Below are 24,197 nucleotides of genomic sequence, written 5' to 3' on the forward strand. Positions count from 1 at the left end.
CCCCGGCCGCCCCCTCACCAGCGCCGATTGAAGCACAAAGCCACCCGCGTCGGTTGATGCCGCGGTGCAGCATCCCCAAATAGCGTTCAGCATTTTTCCCCCATAAAGGATTCCGCATGCCAACCACTACGCAAGGCTATGCCGCGCAGAGCGCCGACGCGCCGCTCGCCCCCTTCAGCTTCGAACGCCGCGATCCGCAGGCCGATGACGTCGCGATCGACATCCTGCATTGCGGCGTCTGCCATTCGGACCTGCACACCGCGCGCGGCGAATGGGCCGGCACGCAATATCCGTGCGTCCCAGGCCACGAGATCGTCGGGCGCGTCACCGCTGTCGGCAGCGACGTCAGCAAGTTCGCGGTCGGCGACATCGTCGGCGTCGGCTGCATGGTCGACAGCTGCGGCGAATGCGCGTCGTGCAAGGATGGCGAGGAGCAATATTGCGAGACGACGGGCTTCGTCGGCACCTATAACGGCCCCGATCCGGTGATGGGCGGCCACACTTTCGGCGGCTATTCGGACCATATCGTCGTCAAGCAGGGCTTCGTGCTCAAGATCACCCACGACGCCGCCGATCTCGCGGCGGTCGCGCCGTTGCTGTGCGCCGGCATCACCACTTATTCGCCGCTCAAGCATTGGGGCGTCGGGCCGGGCCAGAAGGTCGGCATCGTTGGGCTTGGCGGCCTTGGCCATATGGGCGTCAAGATCGCCGCCGCGATGGGTGCCGACGTCTATGTCTTCTCGACCAGCCCGAACAAGCGCGACGACGCCAAGCGGCTCGGCGCGACCGACCTGATCGTGTCGAAGGACGAAGCCGCGATGGCGGAACATGCCGGCAGCTTCGATTTCATCCTCAACACCGTCGCCGCCAGCCACGACCTCAACATGTTCCTGGCCCTGCTCAAGCGCGACGGCACGATGACGCTGGTCGGCGTGCCCGAGCATCCGCATTCGGCGCTCGAAGTCGGCAACCTCGTCTTCCGCCGCCGTGCCCTCGCCGGCTCGCTGATCGGCGGCATCGCCGAGACGCAGGAAATGCTCGATTTCTGCCAGCAGCACGGCATCGTCTCGGACATCGAAACGATCGCGATCGGCGACGTCAACGAAGCCTATGAGCGGATGGTGAAGAGCGACGTGAAATACCGCTTCGTCATCGACATCGATACGCTGAAGCAAGCGGCGTAAGAGCCTTCCCCCCTCCCTTTTAGGGAGGGGCCGGGGGTGGGTAGCGTGCTCACAATACTCTAGCGCGGCGGATATCCGTATCCGTACCCACCCCCGCTCGTGCTGAGCTTGTCGAGGCACTGTTCTTCTTCTCCCCCCGGCGAAAGAAAGAACGGCACTTCGACAAGCTCAGTGCGAACGGTTTAGGGGAACGGTAGTTCGCTCGAAATGCCGAAGGATGCCCTTATCCCAAGCCTAGCGCTCAAACTCGCAGGCATCGCGATTCTGGCCAGCGCCTATTGGCAGCTCGTCAGCATGCTGACCGGCGCTCCCGAACCCTGGGACGCCCACGCCTATTGGACCCTCGCCTACCCGGCTTCGGTAGCGCTCTCCGCCATCGCGGGTCGGTTTCTGGGCAAGCGCGCGTGGCTCGCGGGGGGCGTCGTTACCTTCGCGCAAGCGCCGGTGATGTGGCTCAACAACGGCAGCGGCGCGCTATGGGCGGTGGGGCTGCTGTTCCTCACGATATTGGCGATTCCGTGCGCGCTCGCTTCGGCGTTGGCCGGGCGGTTCCGCCGGTAGGTACATACTCCCCTCCCTGAAAGGGAGGGGTCGGGGGTGGGTCGGGTCCGGGGGATACGGCTCTCGAGCACGCCGCGGCACCGTATCACGAGCACTCCACCCACCCCCTGCCCCTCCCTTCCAGGGAGGGGAGAAACCTCAATACGCGCGCGCGACCAGGATCCGCTCGACCGCCGGCTTGCCGGTAAAGATACACACCCCGTCGGCCGCCGCCGCGTCGCCGGGCACGTTGCGCACCGTCAGCTTCAGCTTCTTCAGCCGCTCGACCACCGCGTCCAATTCCGCGCCGGTCGGCTTGGCCCATTCGACCTCGACCCAGCCGGGATAGCGCTCGCCCTCGGCGAAATGCGCCTCGATCTGCGCAAACTCGGTGACCCCGCGGCGGATGCCCGCCTCGAGCCGTGCGCGCGCCTCGGCATGGAGCGACGTCTGAATATCCTCGAGCATCGCTGCGGCTCCGGCCACCAGCTCGTCGCGCGGCATGATCGCCGACGCCAGCTTGCCGCTTTCCTGATACAGCCGGTCGCGGCGAATCACCGCGGCGTTGCCGCCCGCGACGTCGCGCCCGCCGACCTCGATGATGATCGGCGCGCCCTTCTTCACCCAGCCCCAGCGCTTCACCTGCGCCTTGGCGGGCTTGGCATCGACCAGCGCGCGCACCGGCTCGCCCAGCGCCGAAAGCTTGGCGAGGTCGGCCTGCAGCGCCTTGGCATAGGTCAGCACCTCGGCATCCTCGGGCGCGTCGCGCAGCATCGGCACGATCACGATCTGCCACGGCGCGATCATCGGCGGCACGCGCAGCCCGTCATCGTCGCCATGGACCATGATGACCCCGCCGACCATCCGCGTCGACACGCCCCAGCTCGTCGTCTGCGCCAGCTCATGCCCGCCATCGGCGTTCTGGAAACGGATATTCTGCGCCGCCGAAAAGGTCGTGCCCAGGAAGTGCGACGTCCCCGCCTGCAACGCCTTGCCGTCCTGCATCATCGCCTCGATGCTGTAGGTCGCCACCGCGCCGGGGAAGCGCTCATTCTCGGGCTTCTCGCCCGCCACCACCGGCAGCGCGAGGCAATCCTCGGCGAACGCGCGATAGACTTCGAGCATCTTGAGCGTCTCTTCGCGCGCCTCGGCCTCGGTCGCGTGCGCGGTATGGCCTTCCTGCCACAGGAACTCGCTGGTCCGCAGGAACATCCGCGTCCGCATTTCCCAGCGCACGACATTGGCCCATTGATTGATCAGCACCGGCAAGTCGCGCCACGACTGGATCCAGCGGCTGAACGCAGCGCCGATCACCGTTTCCGAGGTGGGGCGGACGACCAAAGGCTCCTCAAGCTTGGCGTCGGGATCGACCACCAACTTGCCATCGACCGATTTCAGCCGGTGATGCGTGACCACCGCCATTTCCTTGGCGAAGCCCTCGACATGCTCGGCTTCCTTCTCGAAATAGGACAGCGGAATGAACAGCGGGAAATAGCAGTTCTCGTGGCCCGTCGCCTTGATGCGATCGTCGAGCAAGCGCTGGATCCGCTCCCAGATGCCATATCCCCACGGCCGGATGACCATGCAGCCGCGCACCCCCGATTCCTCGGCCATGTCGGCCTCGGCAATGACGGTCTGATACCAACGCGCGAAATCCTGCGCGCGCGTGACGGGAAGAGCATGCTTGATCATGCGTCGGGCGATAGCCGTGGCGACGAGCCGGAACAAGCTCCTCCCCCGCGACGGGCGCGGGCACGAGCGACCGGCAGTACGCCGCCCCCTCCGTCAGCCCTGCGGGCTGCCACCTCCCCCTGGCGGGGGAGGATTGGTTGCCCCGCCCCCTTTCGCCAACCGCTTGCCCCGCCGCGCTCCGCCCCCTACCCGCACGCCCATGCCCGCCAACCGCATCTTCACCGGCATTTCGCTTCGCCTGCTCGCGGCGCTGTCGCTGTCGGTGATGTTCGCGCTCGGCAAGATCGCCGAGCAGCGCGGCGCGCACCTGGTCGAGATCGTGTTCTGGCGGCAGGCGGCGATGCTGCCGGTGGTGGTCGCGGTGGTGATGGCGGGCCCCGGGCTCGCGTCGCTGCGCACCGACAAGCCGCGCGCGCATTTCTGGCGGATGATCGTCGGGCTGTCGGGCATGTGCCTGAACTTCGCGACGGCCACGATGCTGCCACTGGCCGAGGCCACCACCTTCGGCTTTTCGGTGCCGATCTTCGCGACGATCCTGTCGGCTTTGGTGCTCGCCGAGCCGGTCGGGCGGCATCGCTGGGCGGCGGTGACGATCGGCTTTGTCGGGGTGTTGATCGTGCTCCAGCCCGGCAGCAGCCATGTGCCGCTCGCTGGCGCCGCCGTCGCGCTGTCGGGCGCGGTGCTGACCGCCAGCGTCGCCATCCTCATCCGCCAATTGGGCGCGACCGAGCGCGCGACGACGACGGTGTTCTGGTTCGCCGCCTCGTCGCTGGTGCCGATGGGGATTGCGCTGCCCTTCTTCACCCGCATGCACGATCCGCTCACCTGGGGGCTGATGGCGGGGACCGGGCTTGCCGGCGGCATCGCCCAGCTCGCGCTCACCGGCGCGCTACGCGCCGCGCCGGTCGCCGTCGTGCTGCCGATGGATTATTCGAGCCTGATCTGGGCGACGATCCTCGGTTGGCTGCTGTTCGGCGCGCTGCCGACCCCCTGGACCTGGATCGGCGCGCCGATCGTCATCGCCAGCGGGCTCTACATCGTCTGGCGCGAGCAGCGGCTGGCGAAAGCAGCGCGGATCGAGGCCGCCGCGGCCGCGTAGGCCGGGACGCTTCCCTAATCCGTTCGTGCTGAGCTTGTCGAAGCGCTGCCCTTCTCATGCGAACCGGTCGTTAAGAAAGGACGGTGCTTCGACAGGCTCAGCACGAACGGCGGTTGGGTGGGCTTTCCACCCCAAATCCCGACGCCCTCAGTCGAGCGGGTACAGCGCCGCGGCGACCCAGCGCAGTTCGGCGCGCAGCACCCCCCAGGCGCGCGCCGCCGCGCGGCTGTCCATTGGCTCGATCCCGATCCCGCGCGCATCGAGCGCCTTCACCAGCGCAAGCGGCGGGCGCAGCATCCGGCTGCCGGTCCCCAGGATCACGAACTCGGGCAGCGGATCGAGCGCGAGCACGCCAGCCAGGTCATCGACCGCCAGCACATCGACCGCCGGTGGGGTCCAGCCATCGGCGCGTTCGGGGGTGACGATCAGCCCCTCATACACGCCCTCGTCGACGCGAAAGCCGCGGCCGACGATGCCGGTGATGATCGGCCCCTCGCCCGTGCGATCGCGATCCATCCGCATGGCTTAAGGAAGCTCTTTCGACCGCACCCGCTCGGCGCCTTGCGGCCCGACATCCTTGGGCAGGAAGCTGTCGGGCTTGAGCTTGAGCCACAACAGGATCGCCGCCGAGACATAGACCGACGAGAAGGTGCCGATCACGATTCCCAACAGCATCGCCGCGGTGAAGCCGAAGATCACGTCGGGGCCGAGCAGCAGCAGGATACCCAGCGTGATCCCCAGCGACAGGCTGGTGACGACGGTGCGCGACAGCGTCTCGTTGATCGACAGGTCGAGCAGGTCGGCGGTTTCCATCCGGCGATGCTTGCGCATATTCTCGCGGATACGGTCGTAGACGACGATCGTGTCGTTGAGCGAATAGCCGATGATCGTCAGGATCGCCGCGACGATGTTGAGGTCGAATTCGAGCTGGGTCAGCGCGAAGAACCCCAGCGTCAGCACCACGTCGTGGAACAGCGCGAACAGCGCGCCGACGCCGAACTGCCATTCGAAGCGGAACCAGATGTACAGCGAGATCGCCAGCATCGCGAGCGCCAGCGCGATCGCGCCGGTTTCGAACAATTCACCCGAAACCTTGCCCGAAACGCTTTCAACGGCGCCGATCTGCGACGTCGGATAGGCCTGCTGGATGCCGTTGCGCAGCCGCGTCGCGGCGGCGTCGGCGGCTTCGGTGTCGTCGGGCAGCGGGGTGCGGATCGACACTTCGCGGTCCGACCCGAAGGTCTGGATCGTCGCGTCCTCGATCCCGAAGCCCTGCATCTGCTGGCGCAGCGTATCGAGCTCGACCGGCTGCTGGAAGCTCACGCGGACCATCTGGCCGCCGACGAAATCGATTCCCAGGTTGAAGCCGTTGACGAAGCACAGCGCGATGCTGGCGACCAGCAACAGCCCCGACAGCGCCATCGCGACCACGCGATACTTCAGGAACGCGATGTTGGTGTGATCGGGAACGAGTTTCAGCGGGCGCATGGCAGGCCTTCGTAACGAAGCGACGCGCCCCGCCCCGTTCGGGCTGAGCTTGTCGAAGCCCGCCCCGCGAGCCGGGGGCGCGGGGCGCCCTTCGACAAGCTCAGGGCGAACGGGGAGAAGATCGCGGCGATCATCAAAGGTTCAACGTCTTGGGACGGTTGCGCTTCAGATAATCGGCAGCGAGCAGCCGGGTGAAGGTCACGCCGGTGAACACCGACGTCACGATGCCGATCGCCAGCACCACCGCGAAACCACGGATCGGTCCCGACCCGAACGCGAACATGATCGCCGCCGAGATGACGTTGGTGATGTTCGCATCGAAGATCGCGGTCGATGCTTCCTTGTAGCCGAACTCGACCGCCTGGATCGCCGCGCGCGGGCGCCGCAGCTCCTCGCGGATACGCTCGTTGATCAGCACGTTGGCGTCGACCGCGGCGCCGATCGTCAGCACGAAGCCCGCGATGCCGGGCAGCGTCAGCGTCGCGTTGAACAACGCCATGATGCCCATGATCAGCACCGCGTTCACCAGCAGCGACAGCGAGGTGTAGATGCCGAAGCGCATATAGGTGACGACCATGAAAACCATCAGCGCGACCGCGGCGACGATCCCGGCGAGCACGCCGCTCTCGATCGAATCCTGGCCGAGCTCGGCCGACACGGTTCGCTCCTCGACCACCCGCAGCGCGACGGGCAGTTTGCCCGACCGCAGCGCGATCGCGAGTTCGTTGGCGCTCTCGACGGTGAACCCGCCCGAGATCGTCGCCGATCCGCCCAGTATCTGTTCGTTGATATTGGGCGCCGAGATCACCTGGTCGTCGACCACGATCGCGAAGGGCTTGCCGACATTCTGCTGGGTCACCTGCGCAAAGCGGCGGCCACCCTGTGCGTCGAAGCGGATCGCCACCATCGGCGCGCCGGTCTGCGGATCATATTCCTGGCGCGCATCGGCGATCTGGTCACCCGAGATGATCGTCGAACGCTTCACCGCGATCGGCGCACCCGCCGAGGGATAGGGCAGGACCTGGCTGCCAATCGGCGCCTGCCCCTTGGCGAGTGCCTGCGGGTCGGTGGCGTTGACGTCGACCAGCTTGAATTCGAGCCGTGCGGTACGCCCCAGCAGCGCTTTCAGCTGCTGCGGGTCGGACAGGCCGGGAACCTGCACCACGATGCGGTTGGTGCCCGAACGGATGATCGTCGGCTCGCGCGTGCCGAGTTCGTCGATACGCCGGCGAACGACTTCGGTCGCGTCACCCATCGCCTGTTCGATCGCCTGCTCGATCCCCGCCTGGGTCGGCGTCATCACAAAGCGCGTCGAATCGCGGACTTCGATATTCCAGTCGCGCTGGCCGGTGACGCCGACGCCGCTGGTCAGCGGCAACAGCCGCTCGCGCGCGGCATCGACCTGCGAAACGTCGCGGACCATGAAGCTCAGCCGGCCGTCACGCACCGAGATATCGCCGATCGCGACGCGCGGGGTGCCGCGACGCATCTCGGTCTGCACGGTGTCGCGCATCGTCTCGAGCCGCTGTGCGGCGACGTCATTGGTATCGGCTTCGAGCAGGATGTAGCTGCCGCCCGCCAGATCGAGCCCCAGATTGATCCGCGGCGCGGTCACCCAGGCGGGCAGCCCCGCCTTGACGTTTGCGGGCAGGAAGGTCGGCACCGCGAGCAGCGCACAGACCGCGATCGTCAGCCAGACTGCCCAGACCTTCCAGCGGGGAAAATCGAGCATCAGTCGTTCGCGGGCTTGCCGCCGAGCGGCGTCACTTCGGCGATCGTCGCCTTCACCACGCGGACGCGGACATTCGGCGCGATCTCGACCTCGAGATGCCGGTCCTCGACCTTGGTCACCTTGCCGACCAGCCCGCCTGCGGTGACGACGGTGTCGCCGCGCTTGGTACCCTCGACCATCGCCTGGAGCGCCTTCATCCGCTTTTGCTGCGGACGGATCATCAGGAAGTAGAACGCCACGAAGATCAGCAGCAGCGGCGCGATGCCGACGATCTGGCCGGCGATGCCGGGATCGCCTGCGGTCTGGGCGAAAGCGGGAGTGACGAACATGGGCGCGGATCAGCCTGTCTGGAAGGAGGGACAAAACGCCCCCGTACAAGCGGCGCGCGCTATCATGCACGCAAGGCGCGCGCAACCGCCTGCCCTGTCGGCGCGGCTCGCGGCGCTGTCCTACAAGCCTCGGCTTTGATACGTTCCGACAATGCCCAGCTTCGCGCCCCGATCGACCGATCTCGTCTTTCGCGCCCGGGGGAAGGCAAAATGGGGGGTACGTAGTGTAGCTTTTGTAGCCTTCCGAACCGCCGCACCCGCCCCCTCCGTCAGCCTTCGGCTGCCACCTCCCTCTGGCGGGGGAGGATTTGGGTGGCGGTCTATCCTCCCCCGCCAGGGGGAGGTGGCGGCCGCGCAGCGGTCGTCGGAGGGGGAGGATGGCAACAAGCCTGCGATTATGCCCCAGGGTTGCCGCAACCGACCCAAACAACCCCCATCATGACGATTCCGCAACGGTTCGTCGCAGGTCATCAAACCGTCATCAGATGCTAACCCAGCATTAAGCAGGTTCGCCTAGCCGTTAGCCCATGAAACCCTTGTCTTTATCGGTCGCCGAGGCCGCCAACAGCGCCGACCGCTGGTTGCGGCCCGACGAATGTGCGCCGCCCAGCGTGCATCGCGGCGCCCGGCTCGATCACGCGATCGACCTACTCCAGCGAAACCCCGATGCGCGGCTGCTGCCCGTGGTCGATGACGAGCAGCGCCCGGTCGGCGCGTTGTTCGAAAAGGATATCCGGCGGCTGCTGCTCAATCCTTACGGCCATGCGCTGCTGCGCAACCCGGCCTATGGCGGCAGCCTGTCGGACTATCTCAAGCCGGTGCCGGTCGCCGAATCCTCGTTGCCGATCGCCGAGCTCATCGCCGCCTATCGCGCCGCGCAGGGCAGCGAGGGGATGGTGCTCACGCGCAACGGGCGGTTGCACGCGGTGCTCGCCAATCGCCGGCTGGTCGACCTCGCGGCGATCGACGAGCGCGATCGCACCCGCCGCCGGCTGGCGCGCGCGCAGCAGATCGAGGCGGCCGGCCAGCGCTTCGAAAGCGACGTCGCCGGACTCGCCCGCGACCTCAGCGAGCTCGCCGCGGCGATCCGCACCAACGCGGTGGCGACGAGCATCCGATCGGCCAACACCGGCGAAAGCGCCGCCGCGGTCGCCGCTGCCGCCACCCAAAGCGCCGACAATCTGGGCGGCATCGCCGAGGAGGGGCGCCATCTCGCCGACGCGCTGACGCAGATCGTCGGCAGCACGCGCGAGGCGCGGTCGCTCGCCGCCGACGCGGTCGAGCTCGTGGGCGAAGGGCGCGCGCGGACAATCGAGCTGCAACGCTCGGCGCAATCGATCGACCAGGTCGCGCACATCATCGCGACGATCTCGCGCCAGGTGAAGCTGCTCGCGCTCAACGCGACGATCGAGGCGGCGCGCGCGCGGGCGAAGCCGGTCGCGGCTTTGCGGTGGTGGCCAACGAAGTGAAATCGCTGTCGGACCAGACCGCGCGCGCCGCCGACACCGTCACCCAGCATATCGTCGAAATCGGCGGTTCGGTGAATGCTGTGGCTTGCACCTATGCGCGCATCGACGACGCGATCGCAGCGATCGCCGACCGATCGGGGCACATCATGCTGGCAATCGATGACCAGCACGAGGCGACCCACCGGATCACGCGCCATGTGCGCGAAGCAGTCGCCGCCGCCGCCGCGACCAAGGTCGACGCTGGCGACATCGCCTCGGCCGCCGACACTGCGCGCGCAGCTGCGCTGGCGATGGAGAGCCTCGCGGCGCGCCTGGTTTCGGGCGCCGAAGCGCTCACCGGCCAGACCGATCATTTCCTGCGCGAAATACGCGCATCATGAGTCGCGGGCGCCTACCGCACCGGGAAGCGCTTATCGTGTCGAACTACGGCCTTTCGCACCACGCTTCGCGGCCACCGCGCAAAATCCCGAAGGGCGCGCGGCGGCGGCTGGCGCCGACATCTTGTCTTCGGGCTCGGGGTGCGGCTGCACTCCATGCGGGTCGGCCAGCGATGTCCGGTGCGCGTGGTCGCAAAGCCTTGCCAGGCGATGCAGTCGCGCCAATGGGAATTCCTCGGATGTAAGTCTTATCGGCGCAGTAACCATTGCCGCCGATACCTGTTCCAGTCCGTACGGGTGCGTACTCGACAAAGAAATATGGCCAAAGGGCGGAACCATCGGCGCGCCGCGGTGGCAGGGTGAATCGCCGATCATCGACGCTGCCCTCTTGCGCGCTGCTCCGCTTCGGCCTAGACGCCCGCCTTCGGTCGGGGCGTAGCGCAGCCTGGTAGCGCATCACACTGGGGGTGTGGGGGTCGCAGGTTCGAATCCTGTCGCCCCGACCAAAACTTCCGGGGAGCGGTGGATCACCCCCCTTGCGGCACATAGCCCGCCGCCGATGCTTCAGGTATCGGCCACCAGCACAACCACATCGCCGACCTGACCGTTGCCGGTGCAATCATTGCGACGATGTTAGCCTATTCATTAACCCGAAAGGCGCATCATGCGATCGGGAACAGCATGGACTATTGACGCGAGGGCGGGGGGTCGCCGACGCAGCAATCCTGTCGTGCTACCCATGCAATAAGCTTGTCAGTCAATTGCTTTGACGTTCGTCCGTTCCAGAATTTGGCTCGTATCTTGTCGCTACATGTATTTGACTCCCCCGCCCCGGTCGCTGGTACCATCGTATAAGTGTATGTTAGAGTTACAGAATATCATCCTCGAAATGATAGCGACCGGCGAACCGCTCGAGGAAACCGCCGCACGTCTATGCATCGAAGCTGAAAAGGCATCGCCGGGGACACTCTGTTCGATCATCACCGTCGACGCTGCAGGGATCATGCACCCGCTCGCCGCGCCGAGCCTGCCCGCCGATTTCGCGGCGCTCGCCGAAGGGGTAGCGATCGGGCCCGATGTAGGCTCGTGCGGCGCCTCGGCGTTTCTGGGGCATGAGATTGCCGTTACCGACATCGCGAACGATCGCCGCTGGGCATCCTACAAGCAGTTCGCCGAGCCGCTGGGGCTGCTCGCCTGCTGGTCGAGCCCGATCCTCGAACGCGGCGGCCATCCGGTCGGCACCTTCGCCTTTTACTTCCGCGAACATCGTGGGCCGACCAAGGGCGAGCGTGAGCTCGTGCGCAACTGCACGCATCTGTGCCTGATCGCGCTCGATCGCGAACGCCGCGTGGCCGAGCATCGTCGCCGCGCCTTCACCGACGAGCTCACCGGCCTCGCCAACCGCGCGGCGTTCGAAGCGACGCTTTCGACGCTCGATTGCGCGGTGCCGGGCGACTGGGCGATGCTGATGATCGACCTCGACAACCTCAAGATCGTCAACGACACCTTCGGCCACGATGTCGGCGACTGCCTGTTGCGCGCCGCGGGCGATCGGATCGCCGACGCGGTGGCGCCCGAGCGCGTGTTCCGGATCGGCGGCGACGAATTCGCGATCATCCTGCAGACCAAGAGCGCGCTCCGCGACCTCGATCGCACCGCTGAGCGGATCCTGGCCACGATCGCCGAACCCGCGATCTGCGGCCCGCAGATCATCGTGCCGCGCGCCACGATCGGCGGCGCGGTGCTGTCGGCGGGTGACCGGGCGCCCGAACGCGTGCGCCAGCATGCCGATTTCGCGATGTACCATGCCAAGGAAACCGGGCGCGGCGGGTTCGTGCGCTATTGGCCTGGGCTCGGCTCGACGATGACCCGTCGGCTCGGCGATATCCGCGATGTCGACGCCGCGTTGCGCGACGATCGGATCGACGCCTTCTACCAACCGGTCATCCGCCTGGACACCCGCGAAATCGTCGGGGTTGAGGCGCTATGCCGGATGCGGATGGGCGACCGGGTGGTGGCTGCCGCTGCATTTCACGAGGCCACCAAGGACGCGCATGTCGCGACCGCGCTCACCGCGCGGATGATGGAGATCGTCGCCCGGGACGTGCGGCGCTGGCTCGACATGGGTATCCCCTTTCAGCATGTCGGCATCAACATATCATCGGCCGACATCCGCGAGGGTGCGCTCGACAAGATATTGGCGCATACCTTCGAACGCCAGCGCGTACCGCTCAAGCACGTGATCCTCGAAGTGACCGAAGCGGTCTATATGGGCGACGACGACCAATTGGTGCAGGCATCGATCGAGGGGCTGCGCGCCAAGGGGATGAAGGTCGCACTCGACGATTTCGGCACCGGCTATGCCTCGCTGACGCATTTGCTGACGGTGCCGGTCGACATCCTCAAGATCGACAAGAGCTTCGTCGACCGCCTCTCCCCCGACGACAACAGCATCGCGATCGTCGAGGGGCTGGTGCAGATCGCGGGGAAGCTCAACATCCGCGTCGTTGCCGAAGGCATCGAGACCGAAGCCCAGGCCGCGCAGCTGGCGGCGATCGGCTGCAATCTGGGGCAAGGCTATCTGTTCTCGCGCGCGGTCGATCGCGACGCGACGACCGACCTGCTGCTCCATCAATCGCAGGATCCGGCGGCCCTTGGCGCCGCGCAGTCCGCGACCAACATCTCGCCCTTCAGACGCCGCCAGTAAGCCGCGGCGGATGCGCTACGCGGCCAGCTCGCGCCGCACCGCCAGCGCCCGCGCGAACACCGCTTCGAACATCGCCGGGGTCAGCCGCCCGGTATTCTGGTTGTAGCGCGAACAGTGATAGCTATCGATCAGCACCTGCCCGCCGGGCATGCGATGCTCGGCCAGATGCCCGAACTTGGCCTTGGGCAGCTTGCCCCCCAGCACCTTCACCGCCGACTGATGCGCGATCTGGCCGAGCGCGACGAAGACGCGCGGCGGGCCGAGGTCGGCGATCTGCCCTTCCAGGAACGGGCGGCAGGTGCGGATTTCCTCAGGGGTAGGCTTGTTCTCGGGCGGCAGGCATTTGACCGCGTTGATGATGCACACGCCCTCCAGCCGCAGCGTATCGTCGGGCCGCGCCTCATAGATGCCCGACGCCATCCCGAACTTGGCGAGCGTTTCGAACAACAGCATCCCGGCATGGTCGCCGGTGAAGGGGCGGCCGGTGCGGTTGGCACCGTGCTTGCCCGGCGCCAGGCCGATGATCCCGAGCCACGCGTCGGGATCCCCGAACGCGTTGACCGGCGCGTTCCACCAGCCGGGATATTCGATCCGCAGCGCCTCGCGAAAGGCGACGAGACGGGGGCAGCGCGGGCAATCGTGCGGCGGTTCGGAATTGGGGAGTGGGCTTGGCGCAAACATCGGGGCGCGATAGGCGCATGGCGGTGCAGGAAGCAACTTATCTGATCGCGCTCGGCTCGAACCGGCGGAGCCGCCACGGCGGTCCGCGCGCGACGCTCGCGGCGGCGATGGCGGCGTTGCCCGGCGTGATCGCCGCCGCACCGATCGTCGAGACCGCGCCGATCGGCCCCTCTCGCCGCCGCTTCGCCAATGGCGCGGTGCTGGTGCGGAGCAATCTGCCACCCCCCGCGATGCTGGGTGCGCTCAAGGCGATCGAGGCGGGGTTCGGCAGGCGGCCGGGCCAGCGCTGGGGCGCCCGCGTGCTCGATCTCGACATCATCCTTTGGGCAGGCGGCATCTTCACCGCGCGGTCGCTGGCGATCCCGCACGTCGCGTTCCGCGCCCGCGACTTCGTCCTGTCCCCCGCCGCGGCGATCGCCCCCCGCTGGCGCGATCCCGTTACCGGACTGACGCTGGCGCAGCTCGCCGCCAGGCTCGCGCGCGTACGCCCGGTTGACCGCAAGCGCGCGCGACCCTAGGTGCGCCGTCTTGGTCGGGCCCGTAGCTCAGTTGGTAGAGCAACGGACTTTTAATCTGTAGGTCTCGGGTTCGAGCCCCGACGGGCCCACCAAGCTTCGCCCCATCGGCACCACCTGGCATTGCCACAGCCCCAACCGGGCACCGGTAATCGGCCACGAATCGCCGTCCGGACGATCACCCATGCGCGGCTGCTGAACCGCCGGCGTCCTCAGCCGAACAACCCTCGCAGGGCATTGTTGATCACCGCCTGGAAGCTCGAACGGATATTGGGCGAATTAAGCGTGTCGGAGATCTGGCCGATCATCGACTGTTTGGTGCCCTTGTCCTCGAATATCTGCTGCGCGGTCTTGCTGTAGGTATCGCGCCACGTCGGATCGCCGATCGAATAGATGACGACGGCGACCGACAGGTCGGCAGGATCGGCGGCGAAGCTCAGCTGGTTTACCGTCACCACCAGCGTCGACCCGTCGGGCGAAACCGTTGCGCTCGCCTGCGCGGTCGCCTTGGCTTTCGCGAAGGTGGCGATGAAGGTTCCCTCGCCATGCGGTGCATATTGCGTACCGATCAGACAGGTCGTGCCGTCGTCGCTCTGGCAGCAACGCTGGTCGATCGAGAAATTACCCTGAATTTGAAACGACTTGATCGGCCAGCTCCCGATCGTGCCGAGCGTTGCGCTCGCCGAGATATTGTCGCCATCGGTGACCAACGGTGGGTCGGCAAGCATGTTCGATATGCCCACCAGCTGGAACGGTATCGCCTGCGGAAAGCTCACGCCGCTGATAGATGCCAGGTTGAGGATCGGTATCGCGCCGTCCGCCGGGATGCCGAAGCTGGTCTTGCTGGGCGGCGACGTGCCGGCGCAAATCATCTGCGCCCCGGTCACCGCCTGCGGCCCGACCTTCAGATCGGGCCAGCCGCCGTCGATCACATAGGGCTCGACGACCGGGTTGCTCTGCTGCTGCACCAGCTTGGGAAGATAATAGTCCGAAGTGGGATCGGTCGTCTTCTTGTAGAAGGTCGAGAGGAAGAACTGGAGAATCGGATCAGGCGATGCGGTCATCAATTGGGTTCCTCGATCAAGCCACGGCGCGATCGGCGGCGGGCTGGTTTGAAGAGGCCAGGAAAGGACGATCGACCACATGATAGGCGATCGCCTCCGCGGCATCGCGATGCGGACCGGCGGGCACGAGGTTGAGCTGGCCGATGGCGAGTATGGTATAGGAGCGCGCGAGGGCATAGGCGCGCATCAACCCGGCCGAATCGGTGACCGCACGCGCCGCCGCGGCGATCGATTCGACATCGGTGCTTTCGCCGCGCACCACGCGGTGCAAGACATGATCGGGCTCGAACTCGGGCAGCGCTAAGATGATCGGCAGCGTCATCCGCTGCGCCAGCAAATCGGCATGCGCTCCCTTCCCCGCCAACGACTCGGGATGCAGGAAATCGAGCACGTCATCCATGATCTGGAATGCGCGCCCGACGTTCCAGCCGAACTGGCTGAGCGCATAGATCATGCGCTGCCCTGCATCGGCGAGCGTCGCACCCGCCTCACACGCAAAGCCGAAAAGCGTCGCGGTCTTGCGGTCGATCGTGCGGAAATACCGCATCCGCAGTTCGTCGATCGAACGCGTCGAATCGATGTCGAGCTCGTCGAGTTCGCCGCAGCACAGCTTGAATCCGACATCGAGCACGTGATTGACCAACTGCATGTCGCGCTGGGTTTCGACGCTCGCGGCAAACACGCGGATCGCCTGGACGAACTGCAGATCGCCGATGAGGATCGCGGTCTTGGTCCCGCGCGCGGCAGCCGTCGACGGCGCCCCGCGGCGCTGCGCCGCCTCGTCGATGATGTCGTCGTGGATCAGCGTGGCGGTGTGCAGCATCTCGAGCGAGACCGCGGCCTGGATCGCCTTGGCGGGCAACGGCCCATCTTCCTGTGCGCTGCACATGCGCGCCGACAGCAGCAACAGCAACGGGCGCAGCTTCTTGCCCCCGCAATAGGTCGCGCGCTCGATCTCGGTCAGGTAGCGGCGCTGGGGGTACAGCGCGTCGAGCAGCCCCGCGTCGAAGCGCGCGCGCTCGCCCCCCAGCAGCGACCAAGCGTCGCTCAGCGGATCGCTCGCGCTCACGCTGCGAGCAGTTCGAGCGCGAGCGCATAGTCGCGATCGACATATGGCTCGGCAATGGCGAGCATCGTCTCGATCGACTTGGCCAACTCCGGCGACGCGTTGGGCCGAATCGCCGCAAGCCGATCACCGAGCTCGCGGAGCGGGTGATCGGCGTCCTTGGTGGCAGGCAAAACGCGGTTGCGGCCTTCGATCGTGATCAGCCGGACGATCTCGTGCTGGTGGAGATAATAGTGGAACAATAATTCGCGTCCGCCAGGCAACGCCGCCATGTCGAACAGCGCCTGGCGCCAGCGCAGCTCATACGCCACGGCGAGCCGCAAACCATCGTCGCGCTGACGGTCTCCCTCTTCGCCGAGCGACGTCGCGTGCATCAGCGGCGCGGCGCCTTGCATCGCGCAGCCCTTCGCAGCGGCCCATATGTCATCGAGCGCCTTCGCAACCGCGGCTGCGGTCTTGCCGAACGCTTCGGCGATCGCGTTGCACGCATCCTCGAACGTCTTGCCGAGCTGCTTGAACACCTGCCCGATTTGCTCGATCGAGGCGTCGAACGCGGCCATCATCGCCTTGGCCGCAGCGACTAGATCGTTGCCGAACGCGATCAAACCCGAAGCGATCGCGGCAGCGAAATTTTCCAGCGACGACAGGATGTTGGCGTATAGCAATTTGACGTTGTTCTTCAGCCAGGTCGCGATCGCATCCCACAGATTGCCGATCGCGTGGGTTATGTCGGTTAGGGTGAGGGTGAAGTTGGGGGTGAAGTTCTGCCCGGCATAGCTGAACGACAGCCCGATCGAGAAGGAACCGCCAACCGGGCTCAGCGCGAGCCCCGCCCCCAGCGTCAGCCCCGCCGCAACCCCCGGAATATGGATCGGGGGGATCACCGTAAGGCCGTTGATCTTGTAGGCCGGCAGGTCGATCTTCAGCGAGAAGCCGAACTTCGCCGATGCGGCAAGGCTCATCTTGGCCATGCTCAGGTGGCAGCTCAGCTGCTCGGTCATCCCCAGGAAGGTAAAGTCATATTCGAAGTCGAGCGTATCGCGGCTCGCCTTCAGATAGACCTTGTCCTGGATCGCACCGCCCAGCAGCTTCACATTGCCCGACAGTTCGAGATAGGTCGCAGCCTCGCCCGCCAGCAACGGTCGCCGATCGACGGCGGGAAGCGTCGCCAGGTCGTGCGCCAGCGCGAGCGTCGAGATGGATGAGTCGCGGTGGAGCGTGCTGAAACGCGGCGCATCGCGCGCCACCAGCGCCACGCCGCTGGTAAATGCCGCGGTATCGATCAGGAACGACGGCCCCTTGGTCCCCTGGAAGTCAGAGATCACGAGCAGGTCATCGCCCAGCTTAATCGGCAAATTCACATTGCCCATCGCATATACGCCGCGATCCTGATTGACCGCGACGTCGACGATCACTTCCCAGTCGTAGAACAGCACGTCGGCCTTCACCTGGATGCCCGGCTGGAAGCTTTGATTGCCGATCTTGAAGCCGTTGGGATCGTCGACGATGTAGAGATCGATCGTCTTGAACGCGATCCCGTTGAGGACCGGCACGCTCGAAAGGTCGAGCGTCGTGAATTCGGTGATGAGGTCGGTGAGCTTGAGCGCCTGATCGCTGGCGTCGAGCCCGAACAGCAGCGCGCCGGGCACCTCGAAATCGATGATCGACGCGCCGATCGTGAAGGTGAACTGGCGCGGCGCGGTGCCGATCACGAAGCTGCCGAGCATGCCGATCGTCACGCCGGTGCCGCCGATGACGACCGCCACGCCGGCGTTGGCGACCGTCAGCCCCGCGATGCCGAACGGATTGGGCCAATTCTCCACCGCCAGGTCGAATGCGACCGCGGGCGGCTCGAGCTTGATGCTGCCCTGCCCCGCGATGACGAGCGTTTCGCCGCCGATCTTGAGCGCGGCGGCGGCGACGAGGTCGAACTCGGCCGCGCCGGGCTTGAGCACCACCGCCAGTTCCTTGAAGGTGAAATCCTTGTTCACCTCGAACGAGGGCAGCGAGGCCTTGATCAGCGACTTGGCCGGCGTGGTCGAGTCGATCTGCGCGACGAGGTTGAGCGTCACGTCGGCGGTGAAGAGCTTCTTGAGCAGATCGAGCCCATCGCCCTTGAGCTGCAGCGTCGTGAACGCGGTGACGCCGGCGGGGAGCGGCGTCGGCACCGGCATCGTGAGGTTGGGCAGCGTCAGCTTGTCAGCCGCGATCGTCGAAACGATCAACCCTGTGTTGCGGAAGCTCAGCCCGCTGAACAAGTCGGCCAGCGGCGGGAACAGGTCGCCCGGCGACCACGCCTCGGGAACCGCGAAACCGACGACAAAGCCGGTCGACTTGGCGGTGCGGCGAACCTCGAAAAAGCCCGAGCCCAGGTCATGGCCGTTCGCCGTCGCGGTAGCGGACAGCATGAAATCATACATCTTGCCGCCGTCGCTCGCCACGAGCCACTGCGCCGCGCGCGTCACCGGCGCGCGCTGCTCGTTGGCGATCGTCAAACTGGCCTGCGCGTGGGTGATCGTCACCACCGGCAGCCCACTCGGCGTGCTGGTGCCGGTCAGCTTGCTGCCGAGCTCGGTCAGGTTGATGTCGGGGAACTTGCCGGTGAGCGTGAATTGCTCGTGGAGGTTCCAGGTCGCGTCGAAATCGATGTCGGCAACGGTAGCGGTCGCCGATATCGTCCCTGTCGTCGCGCCGCCATTATGCTCGAGCTGCGCCGATGCGCCGGTGAGCGCGACCGAGGTGAAGCCGAGCGGCAGGGTCCAGTTGCCCGACAGCGACGTATCGAAATACCAGTCGAGCGAGGGAACGGTGATCCCCAGATCGAGCCCATCGAGGTCGAGCGTCGCGGGGATGTCGACGCTCAGGAAATAGTCGATCACGTCGTTGATATGGACGACCGAGCCCTCGCGCAGCGCCGCATACAGCGTACCGGTGAGCCCCGACGATGTCTTGGCGATCGCCACCCCCACGCCCAGCGTGCCGCCCGGCCAACTGGCCGTCGCCTCGACCGATGCCAGGACCTGGAGCGCGCCGAGCGGATCGAGCACCGCGAACGACATCCGCCCGCCGGTCAACGTCACCCCGCGGATGATCGGCCAATCGCCCGATACCGCCGCCTGCACCGCGATCGAGACGATCTTCTGCTGCGCGGGATTGAGCTGGAAGCTCAAGCCCGCGACCGCGTTGATTCCCGGAAAACCGCTATCGCTCGGCACATAGGAGGCGAGATCGGCACCGCCCGCCAGGCTGCCCAGATCGGCAAGCGCGAGATTGGCGGCGGCGCTCAGATCGGCCTCGATCGCCACCACCGATTTGGGTGTCGACAGATCGATGAAGATCGGAACCTTCTTGCGCTTGACCGTCATATTGGCGGCCAGCCCGAGCGTCACCTTGGCCGCGGTTTGCGCCGCGCCCTGATGATCGTACCAGGTCATCGCCGATGAAGCGATCTGGAACGCCGGGGCCAACGTGCCGAGCGGTTCGAGACTGACCTGCGCGATGTCGGCCTGCAGCGTGAACACCGGCACGTTGCCGCTCATCGCGATCGGCCCCTTCAGCGCGAAGCTGAAAATATTGCCGAGCAGCCAGCCGATCACGCCGATATCGCCGTTGAATTTGGCGGTGGTCGCGAGCGTGAGCGCGCTGGCCGCCGGCGCGCTGGTCGATAGCACCAGCGTGACGTCCGAATAGTCGAGTTCGGTGAGCACCGAGCCGCCGAGCTGATCGAAGGCGGTGTCGAACCGCCAGGCCGACGGCGCGGTGGCGGTCAACAGCAGCTGGACCTCGCTCCCCGATCCGTCGAACACCGCGGTGACGGTGGTGCCGGCGAACGGCGCGACGCTGCCCTTGCCCCGAACGGTGACGTCCTGGGTGCCGGGCGTGAGCTCGGCATCGACGATGTCGAGCGTCGCGCCGCTCGGTAGATAGGCCCCAAGCGTTTTGGCGATGACGCCCGCGCCGAAGGCATCGACCGGCAGCTTGAGCGTGCCGCCGTCGAGGTGCGGCTGAAGGATGGCTTCGATGTCCTGCGGGCTCACGGTCGACCTCCTAGATCGTTACGTCCGCCCAGACGGGCAGATGATCGCTGACAGCGTTGCGGTAGAAGATGTAGGCATAGGGCGCGCTTTGGAGCCATTTGTTCATCGGATAGCCGAGCATCGAAGCGTGCGGGAATTGCTCCGAACCGTCCTTCTGGGTGATGAATTTCTGGGCGAAGCGGCTCGGGCCCGATCCGGTATCCATCAGGATGCCCAGCGCATCGACCACCCCGCCCCGCGTCGCCGCGGGGCGGCAGAAGAGGTTGTCGAGGCAATTGTCCTTCTGGACGTACCAGGCGGGATCGCTGTGCCAATTGCGCGGATCGTCGCCCCATGCCTTGGTCACTTCGGCCCACGTGGCGAGGATGGTCGGGTCACCCACCGCGGCGGCCGAGCCGGCGCCCTGCCCTGCCGTGGTAGGGGGCGGCGGCACCGGCACCGGATCGGTGAGCCAGGTATAGAGGTCGGCGTTGAGGGGTAGCGGCATGTTGTAATCGCCGCCCATCACCCGCGAATTGGTGTTGAGCACCCCCGTGCCACCGGGATTGATGCTGTAGATTTCGGGCATCTGGCCGAGCCGCTTGACCCCCAGCGAGGTGTTGCCGCTGGGCGGCGCATGATAGCTGGTCGCGACGAACACGGTGTTGGTGTCGGTGGTGCGGAAATAGACATAAGCGGGGCGCCGCCCGCCCTTGGTAAGGTCCTTGGTCGGAAAATCGCCCGAGGCGATGCCAAAGCCGTTGGCGACCGGCGCGAACTGCGCGTCCTGGCTCTGGAACAGGATCGCGTAGGATTCGCGATCCTTCTCGGGCCGCGCCTGCAGGACGATGTAGCGCCATTGCTTGCCCGTCGCGACCGCACAGGTTTCGGCGGCGGTGAACGCCACCGCTTCGGCGATCGACGTCATCAGTTCCTGGAGCAGCACCACCTGCGCCCCGGTGTGCGCGATCATCGCGCCGACCAGATAGGCGAGGTTCGCATTGTTGGCCGACAGGCCGTATTTCTTCGGCCCATAGACCTGGATGTCCAGGATAAAAATCGGATCGTCGCCATGCACGCCCCCCCAAGACCGTCGCCCGCAAACCGCGCCTGCGCGCGCGCTATGATGCCGCCAGGTTGCCGCCGAGGATGATGACCCCGCCACCGCCGCCGGTGGTGTTGGTCAGCCATGGCGTGATCGTGATCGAGGTGTCGCCGATCGGCTGGGTGATCGCCGGAATGTCGAGCGTCGCGAAGTTAATCCCGCCGAGATAGCCCAGGATCTGCGGCTTGAGCGCGTTGGCGATCGACGAGAGCAGCCAATTGACCATCCAGCCGACCAGCTTGCCCACCGACCCGCTCAGGTTGACGTCGATGTTGAAGTCCTGCGCATGATCGCTGACGATCGACACGCTGTTGCCGCGCGGGACGACATTGGCGATCAGCGTGGGATTGGGGCTGGTGCCGACGTCGACGCCGATCCCGATATCGACCCAGAACACCTCGGCACCCGCGCCGGCCGACCCGGCCACCGAAAAGGTCGCCGCGATCTGGTTGCCCTGCGCCTGGACCTGCGGGTTCACCGCGCGGAACGAGTAGTTGTAGTGGACACTGAAGCCGCTGCCGCCGCTCGAATCGCCGCCGTTAAGCGCTACGCCGTTGCCGATCGCCGCCTGCGCGGCGGCCTGCAATGCGGCGTTGTCGAGCGACACGAAGAAGGGCTGGCCGAGCCCCGGCACCGGCTGGGTCGGCACCGGCGGTTGGCCGCCGTTGACGTTGGCGACCGCAAGCAGGTTGCCGCCGACGATACCCACGCTGAACGGGCTGACCGGTACGCCCGGGATCGACGGGATCGCGAACGATACGCCGCCCAGCGCCTGCTGGATGATCTGGTTCATCTTGGGCTGGATGAACTTGGTGGTGAGCCATTGCTGGAACGGCGTTCCCCCCGAGGTGACCGCGGTGGAAATCACGTTGAAGCCGATCTTGCCGCCCGACGAGGTGAGCGTCGCCTGCGTCACCGACGACACCGTCATCGGCGCGCTTTCGGGCCCCGAACTGAAGGTGATCACGATCGGGTTGAGCGTGATCGTGAGGCCGGGGGCGTCGACGAGCAGCGCCGCGACGGTTTCTACATGGTCCTGGGGGACGAACTCGGCATTGGCGTTGGCGAATTCGGGATGGCTTGCCGCCGCCGTCAGCACCGCTTGGGCGGCCGATTCGAGGTGCAGTCCGGCCGACAGATTTACCAGCGGCGGCGCGCCGATGTCGTAGGTGAGGTTTACCGTCGTGCCCTGGAAATCGAGCGAGGCATTGCCCTTGAAGAGTTGCGCGTGGGTCTTGTCGTAAACGCTGGCAAGTATCTGATTCAGCTGGTCCTGGCTGATGCCCAGGCAAACATCGTTCATAACGGTACCCCCAAAGAATATGCGGTCAGAAGTCTCCCAAGGCCTTGTTGATCGCATCGTTGATGCGATTGCTGAGATAGGTCAGGACGGTGGGATCGCCGAGCTTGTCGCCCAGCTTGCTGCGGATGAGATCGTGGACGAAGCCCGCATTGGCGAGCGCCTGGGTGACCTTGTCGTAGAGGTTGGGATAGGGCCAGCTACCACCGCTGCTGAGCGCAATGGCGATGTCCGGCAGGGTCGCGGTCAGCTTGGTGAGCGTCACCGTGAGCTGCGGGTTGTTCGGGTCGCCGGTGACCGCGACGGTGCCGGTGATCACCACGTCGGGCACCGGAAAGGTATCGGAGAAGGTTCCCGATCCGATCGGCATGTCGCCGCCCAGCGCCGCCAGCTCGGAAAAGAGCCGGTTGGGCCCGTCGCTTTGCTCATAGTCGCGGATGAAGGCCTGAGCCTCTTCGTGCGCCTGGATATATACTTGTCGCGCCGCTTCGTTGCGGAAGGCGCCGACGGGGGCGATGTCGGTCGATTCCTGCCGCGACGCCGCCAGCAAATGGCTGCGCAGCGCGCCGGCGGGGGCGGACGACACCTCGGTCATCACCTTGCCCACCGTCACCGGCCCGGTGTAGCTGGCGTTCACCACGCCCTTGAACGACAGCGTCGCCTTGGCGGCATCGGCGAAGGGATCGTCCGCGCCATTGCCCCCCGCATTCTGGCAGGCGCGCTCGAAGATCACCTGGCGGATCATCGAGCTCGCATAATAAGCGGTGTCGCCGACGGTCTTGGTGGGATCGTCGGGCGCCGCCGCCGCCGCCGCGGTCTGGTCGGCCAGCCCCGCCGAGATCGGGCGGTTCTGGCTCATATAGCTGGTGAAGACGTTCTGGCCGCGGACGACCTCGTTCATCGCCCAGTTGTTGTCGTAATATTGGCCGACCATCTCGAGGCCCGCAGGGGTCTGGACCAGCTGGTCGCGATACTCGCGCGCTTGCTGGAGCCGCGCGTCGCCGTCGCCGTCGCCCACCGCCGACGCCCCAACCTGCAGACCGGGGATGATCTTCATCAGCCCGCTCGCGCCCGCCGCCGCACAGCCGAGCAGCCCGTTGCCCGTCACCGCGTATCTGCCCGCGTACGACAGCCCCTGCCACCGGATGGTCGCGGTGAAGATCTGGCTGGTTTCGTCATAGGTGAACCCGCCGTTCGCGGCGGTGCCGAGCCCGCCGATGCTGGCACCGCTCAGGCCCAGATTGACCTCGCCGAACGTCGAATCGCCGAACAGGCCGAAGGGGCCGAGATCGGGGACCGGGCGATTACCCAGCGGCGGAACCAAATGCCCGTCGCCCGAAGCACCGTCGACCAGCACCGTGGGCAGATAATAAGGCGTGCCTTGCTTCCACAAAAGATTCCACGCCTGCTTGAGCAAAAACGCCGCAACCCCTCCAGCCATCACCGCCCCCTATCTATTCACCGCCGCTTGCCAGAACGCTCCAGACTAATGGAAGCGCGCCTATCCACTAGATACGCGCGCATTCAAATGTCGCACGTTAATGGATACCAATCGCAACCCCTTATGTGAATAGAGATTTGAAGCCATATAGTTGTGATAATGCCTGATTAACCGTTGTGGAAAGACGGCGGGCTCCCATTGGTCTTCGTCTTGGCAAGTATCATATGTCGCCATTTTGAACTAGTTGTTGGTTTTTGGCGCACTATAGAATGACGCCTCGAAGGCGGAACAGAACCCTGAGCGATTGTCGATCTGTCGCCCGGGTCGGAAAGTCTTTGCGACCGTCCCGGCTTGGCAGCGCCATGTGCTGGGCGGTCGCCAAGCCGCGCGGC

19 protein-coding genes and 2 tRNA genes are annotated in these 24,197 nt (G+C 66.0%); 9 read left to right on the forward strand and 12 right to left on the reverse strand.

The genetic code is table 11. From position 1 onward, the window contains the following. The first annotated feature begins 116 nt into the window (after nt 1-116). Nucleotides 117-1,184, forward strand: a complete 1,068-nt coding sequence (locus tag OKW76_RS08020; RefSeq protein ID WP_265548411.1) for an NAD(P)-dependent alcohol dehydrogenase — start codon at nt 117-119, stop codon at nt 1,182-1,184. Between the two features lie 294 nt (nt 1,185-1,478). Next, complete coding sequence (locus OKW76_RS08025) at nt 1,479-1,745, forward strand: hypothetical protein (RefSeq protein WP_265548412.1); 267 nt, start codon at nt 1,479-1,481, stop codon at nt 1,743-1,745. A 138-nt stretch (nt 1,746-1,883) separates the two neighbouring features. Here the strand turns inward: OKW76_RS08025 and proS are convergent, their stop codons facing one another. After that, nucleotides 1,884-3,416 (reverse strand): proline--tRNA ligase, encoded by a 1,533-nt coding sequence (gene proS / locus OKW76_RS08030; RefSeq protein WP_265548413.1) that lies wholly within the window; start codon nt 3,414-3,416, stop codon nt 1,884-1,886. A gap of 199 nt (nt 3,417-3,615) precedes the next feature. Here proS and OKW76_RS08035 point away from each other — a divergent pair, with 199 nt between their 5' ends. Beyond that, the gene (locus tag OKW76_RS08035; protein ID WP_265548414.1) at nt 3,616-4,515 is read left to right on the forward strand and encodes a DMT family transporter; all 900 of its coding nucleotides are present in this window, start codon (nt 3,616-3,618) and stop codon (nt 4,513-4,515) included. Nucleotides 4,516-4,662: 147 nt separating this feature from the next. Here OKW76_RS08035 and OKW76_RS08040 read toward each other — a convergent pair whose 3' ends face one another. The 4 genes from OKW76_RS08040 to yajC form a co-directional block, all read right to left on the reverse strand. Then, nucleotides 4,663-5,037 carry an Mth938-like domain-containing protein gene (locus OKW76_RS08040; RefSeq protein WP_265548415.1) on the reverse strand — a complete coding sequence of 125 codons (375 nt, stop codon included), beginning with the start codon at nt 5,035-5,037 and terminating at the stop codon, nt 4,663-4,665. 3 nt (nt 5,038-5,040) lie between these two features. After that, nucleotides 5,041-6,003, reverse strand: a complete 963-nt coding sequence (secF, locus tag OKW76_RS08045; RefSeq protein ID WP_265548416.1) for a protein translocase subunit SecF — start codon at nt 6,001-6,003, stop codon at nt 5,041-5,043. 133 nt (nt 6,004-6,136) lie between these two features. Next, nucleotides 6,137-7,735: a protein translocase subunit SecD gene (secD, locus tag OKW76_RS08050; RefSeq protein WP_265548417.1), complete on the reverse strand. Its 1,599-nt coding sequence runs from the start codon at nt 7,733-7,735 to the stop codon at nt 6,137-6,139. Next, nucleotides 7,735-8,064, reverse strand: coding sequence for a preprotein translocase subunit YajC (gene yajC, locus OKW76_RS08055; protein ID WP_265548418.1), 330 nt, complete (start codon nt 8,062-8,064; stop codon nt 7,735-7,737). Before yajC ends, secD begins: the two co-directional genes overlap by 1 nt. Nucleotides 8,065-8,591: 527 nt before the next feature. Here yajC and OKW76_RS08060 point away from each other — a divergent pair. From OKW76_RS08060 to OKW76_RS08075, 4 genes are all read left to right on the forward strand, one after another. Then, nucleotides 8,592-9,533, forward strand: coding sequence for a CBS domain-containing protein (locus OKW76_RS08060; RefSeq protein ID WP_265548419.1), 942 nt, complete (start codon nt 8,592-8,594; stop codon nt 9,531-9,533). Next, nucleotides 9,518-9,913: a hypothetical protein gene (locus OKW76_RS08065; protein ID WP_265548420.1), complete on the forward strand. Its 396-nt coding sequence runs from the start codon at nt 9,518-9,520 to the stop codon at nt 9,911-9,913. Before OKW76_RS08060 ends, OKW76_RS08065 begins: the two co-directional genes overlap by 16 nt. Nucleotides 9,914-10,339: 426 nt before the next feature. Continuing rightward, nucleotides 10,340-10,416, forward strand: a tRNA-Pro gene (locus OKW76_RS08070). Nucleotides 10,417-10,769: 353 nt separating this feature from the next. Then, on the forward strand, nt 10,770-12,617 hold the full coding sequence (locus OKW76_RS08075; protein WP_265548421.1) for a putative bifunctional diguanylate cyclase/phosphodiesterase: 1,848 nt from the start codon (nt 10,770-10,772) through the stop codon (nt 12,615-12,617). A 15-nt stretch (nt 12,618-12,632) separates the two neighbouring features. Here OKW76_RS08075 and OKW76_RS08080 read toward each other — a convergent pair whose 3' ends face one another. Further along, nucleotides 12,633-13,298, reverse strand: a complete 666-nt coding sequence (locus OKW76_RS08080) for a uracil-DNA glycosylase (protein WP_265548422.1) — start codon at nt 13,296-13,298, stop codon at nt 12,633-12,635. Between the two features lie 23 nt (nt 13,299-13,321). Between OKW76_RS08080 and folK the strand changes: the two genes are divergently transcribed. After that, nucleotides 13,322-13,816 (forward strand): 2-amino-4-hydroxy-6-hydroxymethyldihydropteridine diphosphokinase, encoded by a 495-nt coding sequence (gene folK, locus OKW76_RS08085; protein WP_265548423.1) that lies wholly within the window; start codon nt 13,322-13,324, stop codon nt 13,814-13,816. 16 nt (nt 13,817-13,832) lie between these two features. Further along, nucleotides 13,833-13,908 (forward strand) — tRNA-Lys (locus OKW76_RS08090). Between the two features lie 117 nt (nt 13,909-14,025). Here the strand turns inward: OKW76_RS08090 and OKW76_RS08095 are convergent. Genes OKW76_RS08095 through OKW76_RS08120 form a run of 6 tightly spaced genes read right to left on the reverse strand, consistent with a single transcriptional unit; the run spans nt 14,026 to nt 23,805 of the window. Further along, entirely contained in the window at nt 14,026-14,877 is an 852-nt protein-coding gene (locus OKW76_RS08095) for a hypothetical protein (RefSeq protein ID WP_265548424.1), read from the reverse strand. Between the two features lie 16 nt (nt 14,878-14,893). Beyond that, on the reverse strand, nt 14,894-15,946 hold the full coding sequence (locus OKW76_RS08100; RefSeq protein WP_265548425.1) for a polyprenyl synthetase family protein: 1,053 nt from the start codon (nt 15,944-15,946) through the stop codon (nt 14,894-14,896). Next, nucleotides 15,943-19,980, reverse strand: coding sequence for a hypothetical protein (locus tag OKW76_RS08105; RefSeq protein ID WP_265548426.1), 4,038 nt, complete (start codon nt 19,978-19,980; stop codon nt 15,943-15,945). Before OKW76_RS08105 ends, OKW76_RS08100 begins: the two co-directional genes overlap by 4 nt. A gap of 10 nt (nt 19,981-19,990) precedes the next feature. Beyond that, on the reverse strand, nt 19,991-21,037 hold the full coding sequence (locus tag OKW76_RS08110; RefSeq protein WP_265548427.1) for a hypothetical protein: 1,047 nt from the start codon (nt 21,035-21,037) through the stop codon (nt 19,991-19,993). Between the two features lie 43 nt (nt 21,038-21,080). Then, nucleotides 21,081-22,367: a hypothetical protein gene (locus OKW76_RS08115; RefSeq protein WP_265548428.1), complete on the reverse strand. Its 1,287-nt coding sequence runs from the start codon at nt 22,365-22,367 to the stop codon at nt 21,081-21,083. Nucleotides 22,368-22,392: 25 nt separating this feature from the next. After that, nucleotides 22,393-23,805, reverse strand: a complete 1,413-nt coding sequence (locus OKW76_RS08120; protein WP_265548429.1) for a hypothetical protein — start codon at nt 23,803-23,805, stop codon at nt 22,393-22,395. Nucleotides 23,806-24,197 lie beyond the last annotated feature (392 nt).

It is taken from the genome of Sphingomonas sp. S1-29, assembly GCF_026167545.1.
Classification (GTDB): Bacteria; Pseudomonadota; Alphaproteobacteria; order Sphingomonadales; family Sphingomonadaceae; genus Sphingomonas.

Coding starts and splice junctions, on each gene's coding strand:
- OKW76_RS08020 (WP_265548411.1), top strand. CDS start 117: ATGCCAACCACTACGCAAGGCTATGCCGCGCAGAGCGCCGACGCGCCG.
- OKW76_RS08025 (WP_265548412.1), top strand. CDS start 1,479: ATGCTGACCGGCGCTCCCGAACCCTGGGACGCCCACGCCTATTGGACC.
- proS (WP_265548413.1), bottom strand. CDS start 3,416: ATGATCAAGCATGCTCTTCCCGTCACGCGCGCGCAGGATTTCGCGCGT.
- OKW76_RS08035 (WP_265548414.1), top strand. CDS start 3,616: ATGCCCGCCAACCGCATCTTCACCGGCATTTCGCTTCGCCTGCTCGCG.
- OKW76_RS08040 (WP_265548415.1), bottom strand. CDS start 5,037: ATGCGGATGGATCGCGATCGCACGGGCGAGGGGCCGATCATCACCGGC.
- secF (WP_265548416.1), bottom strand. CDS start 6,003: ATGCGCCCGCTGAAACTCGTTCCCGATCACACCAACATCGCGTTCCTG.
- secD (WP_265548417.1), bottom strand. CDS start 7,735: ATGCTCGATTTTCCCCGCTGGAAGGTCTGGGCAGTCTGGCTGACGATC.
- yajC (WP_265548418.1), bottom strand. CDS start 8,064: ATGTTCGTCACTCCCGCTTTCGCCCAGACCGCAGGCGATCCCGGCATC.
- OKW76_RS08060 (WP_265548419.1), top strand. CDS start 8,592: ATGAAACCCTTGTCTTTATCGGTCGCCGAGGCCGCCAACAGCGCCGAC.
- OKW76_RS08075 (WP_265548421.1), top strand. CDS start 10,770: ATGTTAGAGTTACAGAATATCATCCTCGAAATGATAGCGACCGGCGAA.
- OKW76_RS08080 (WP_265548422.1), bottom strand. CDS start 13,298: ATGTTTGCGCCAAGCCCACTCCCCAATTCCGAACCGCCGCACGATTGC.
- OKW76_RS08095 (WP_265548424.1), bottom strand. CDS start 14,877: ATGACCGCATCGCCTGATCCGATTCTCCAGTTCTTCCTCTCGACCTTC.
- OKW76_RS08115 (WP_265548428.1), bottom strand. CDS start 22,367: ATGAACGATGTTTGCCTGGGCATCAGCCAGGACCAGCTGAATCAGATA.
- OKW76_RS08120 (WP_265548429.1), bottom strand. CDS start 23,805: ATGGCTGGAGGGGTTGCGGCGTTTTTGCTCAAGCAGGCGTGGAATCTT.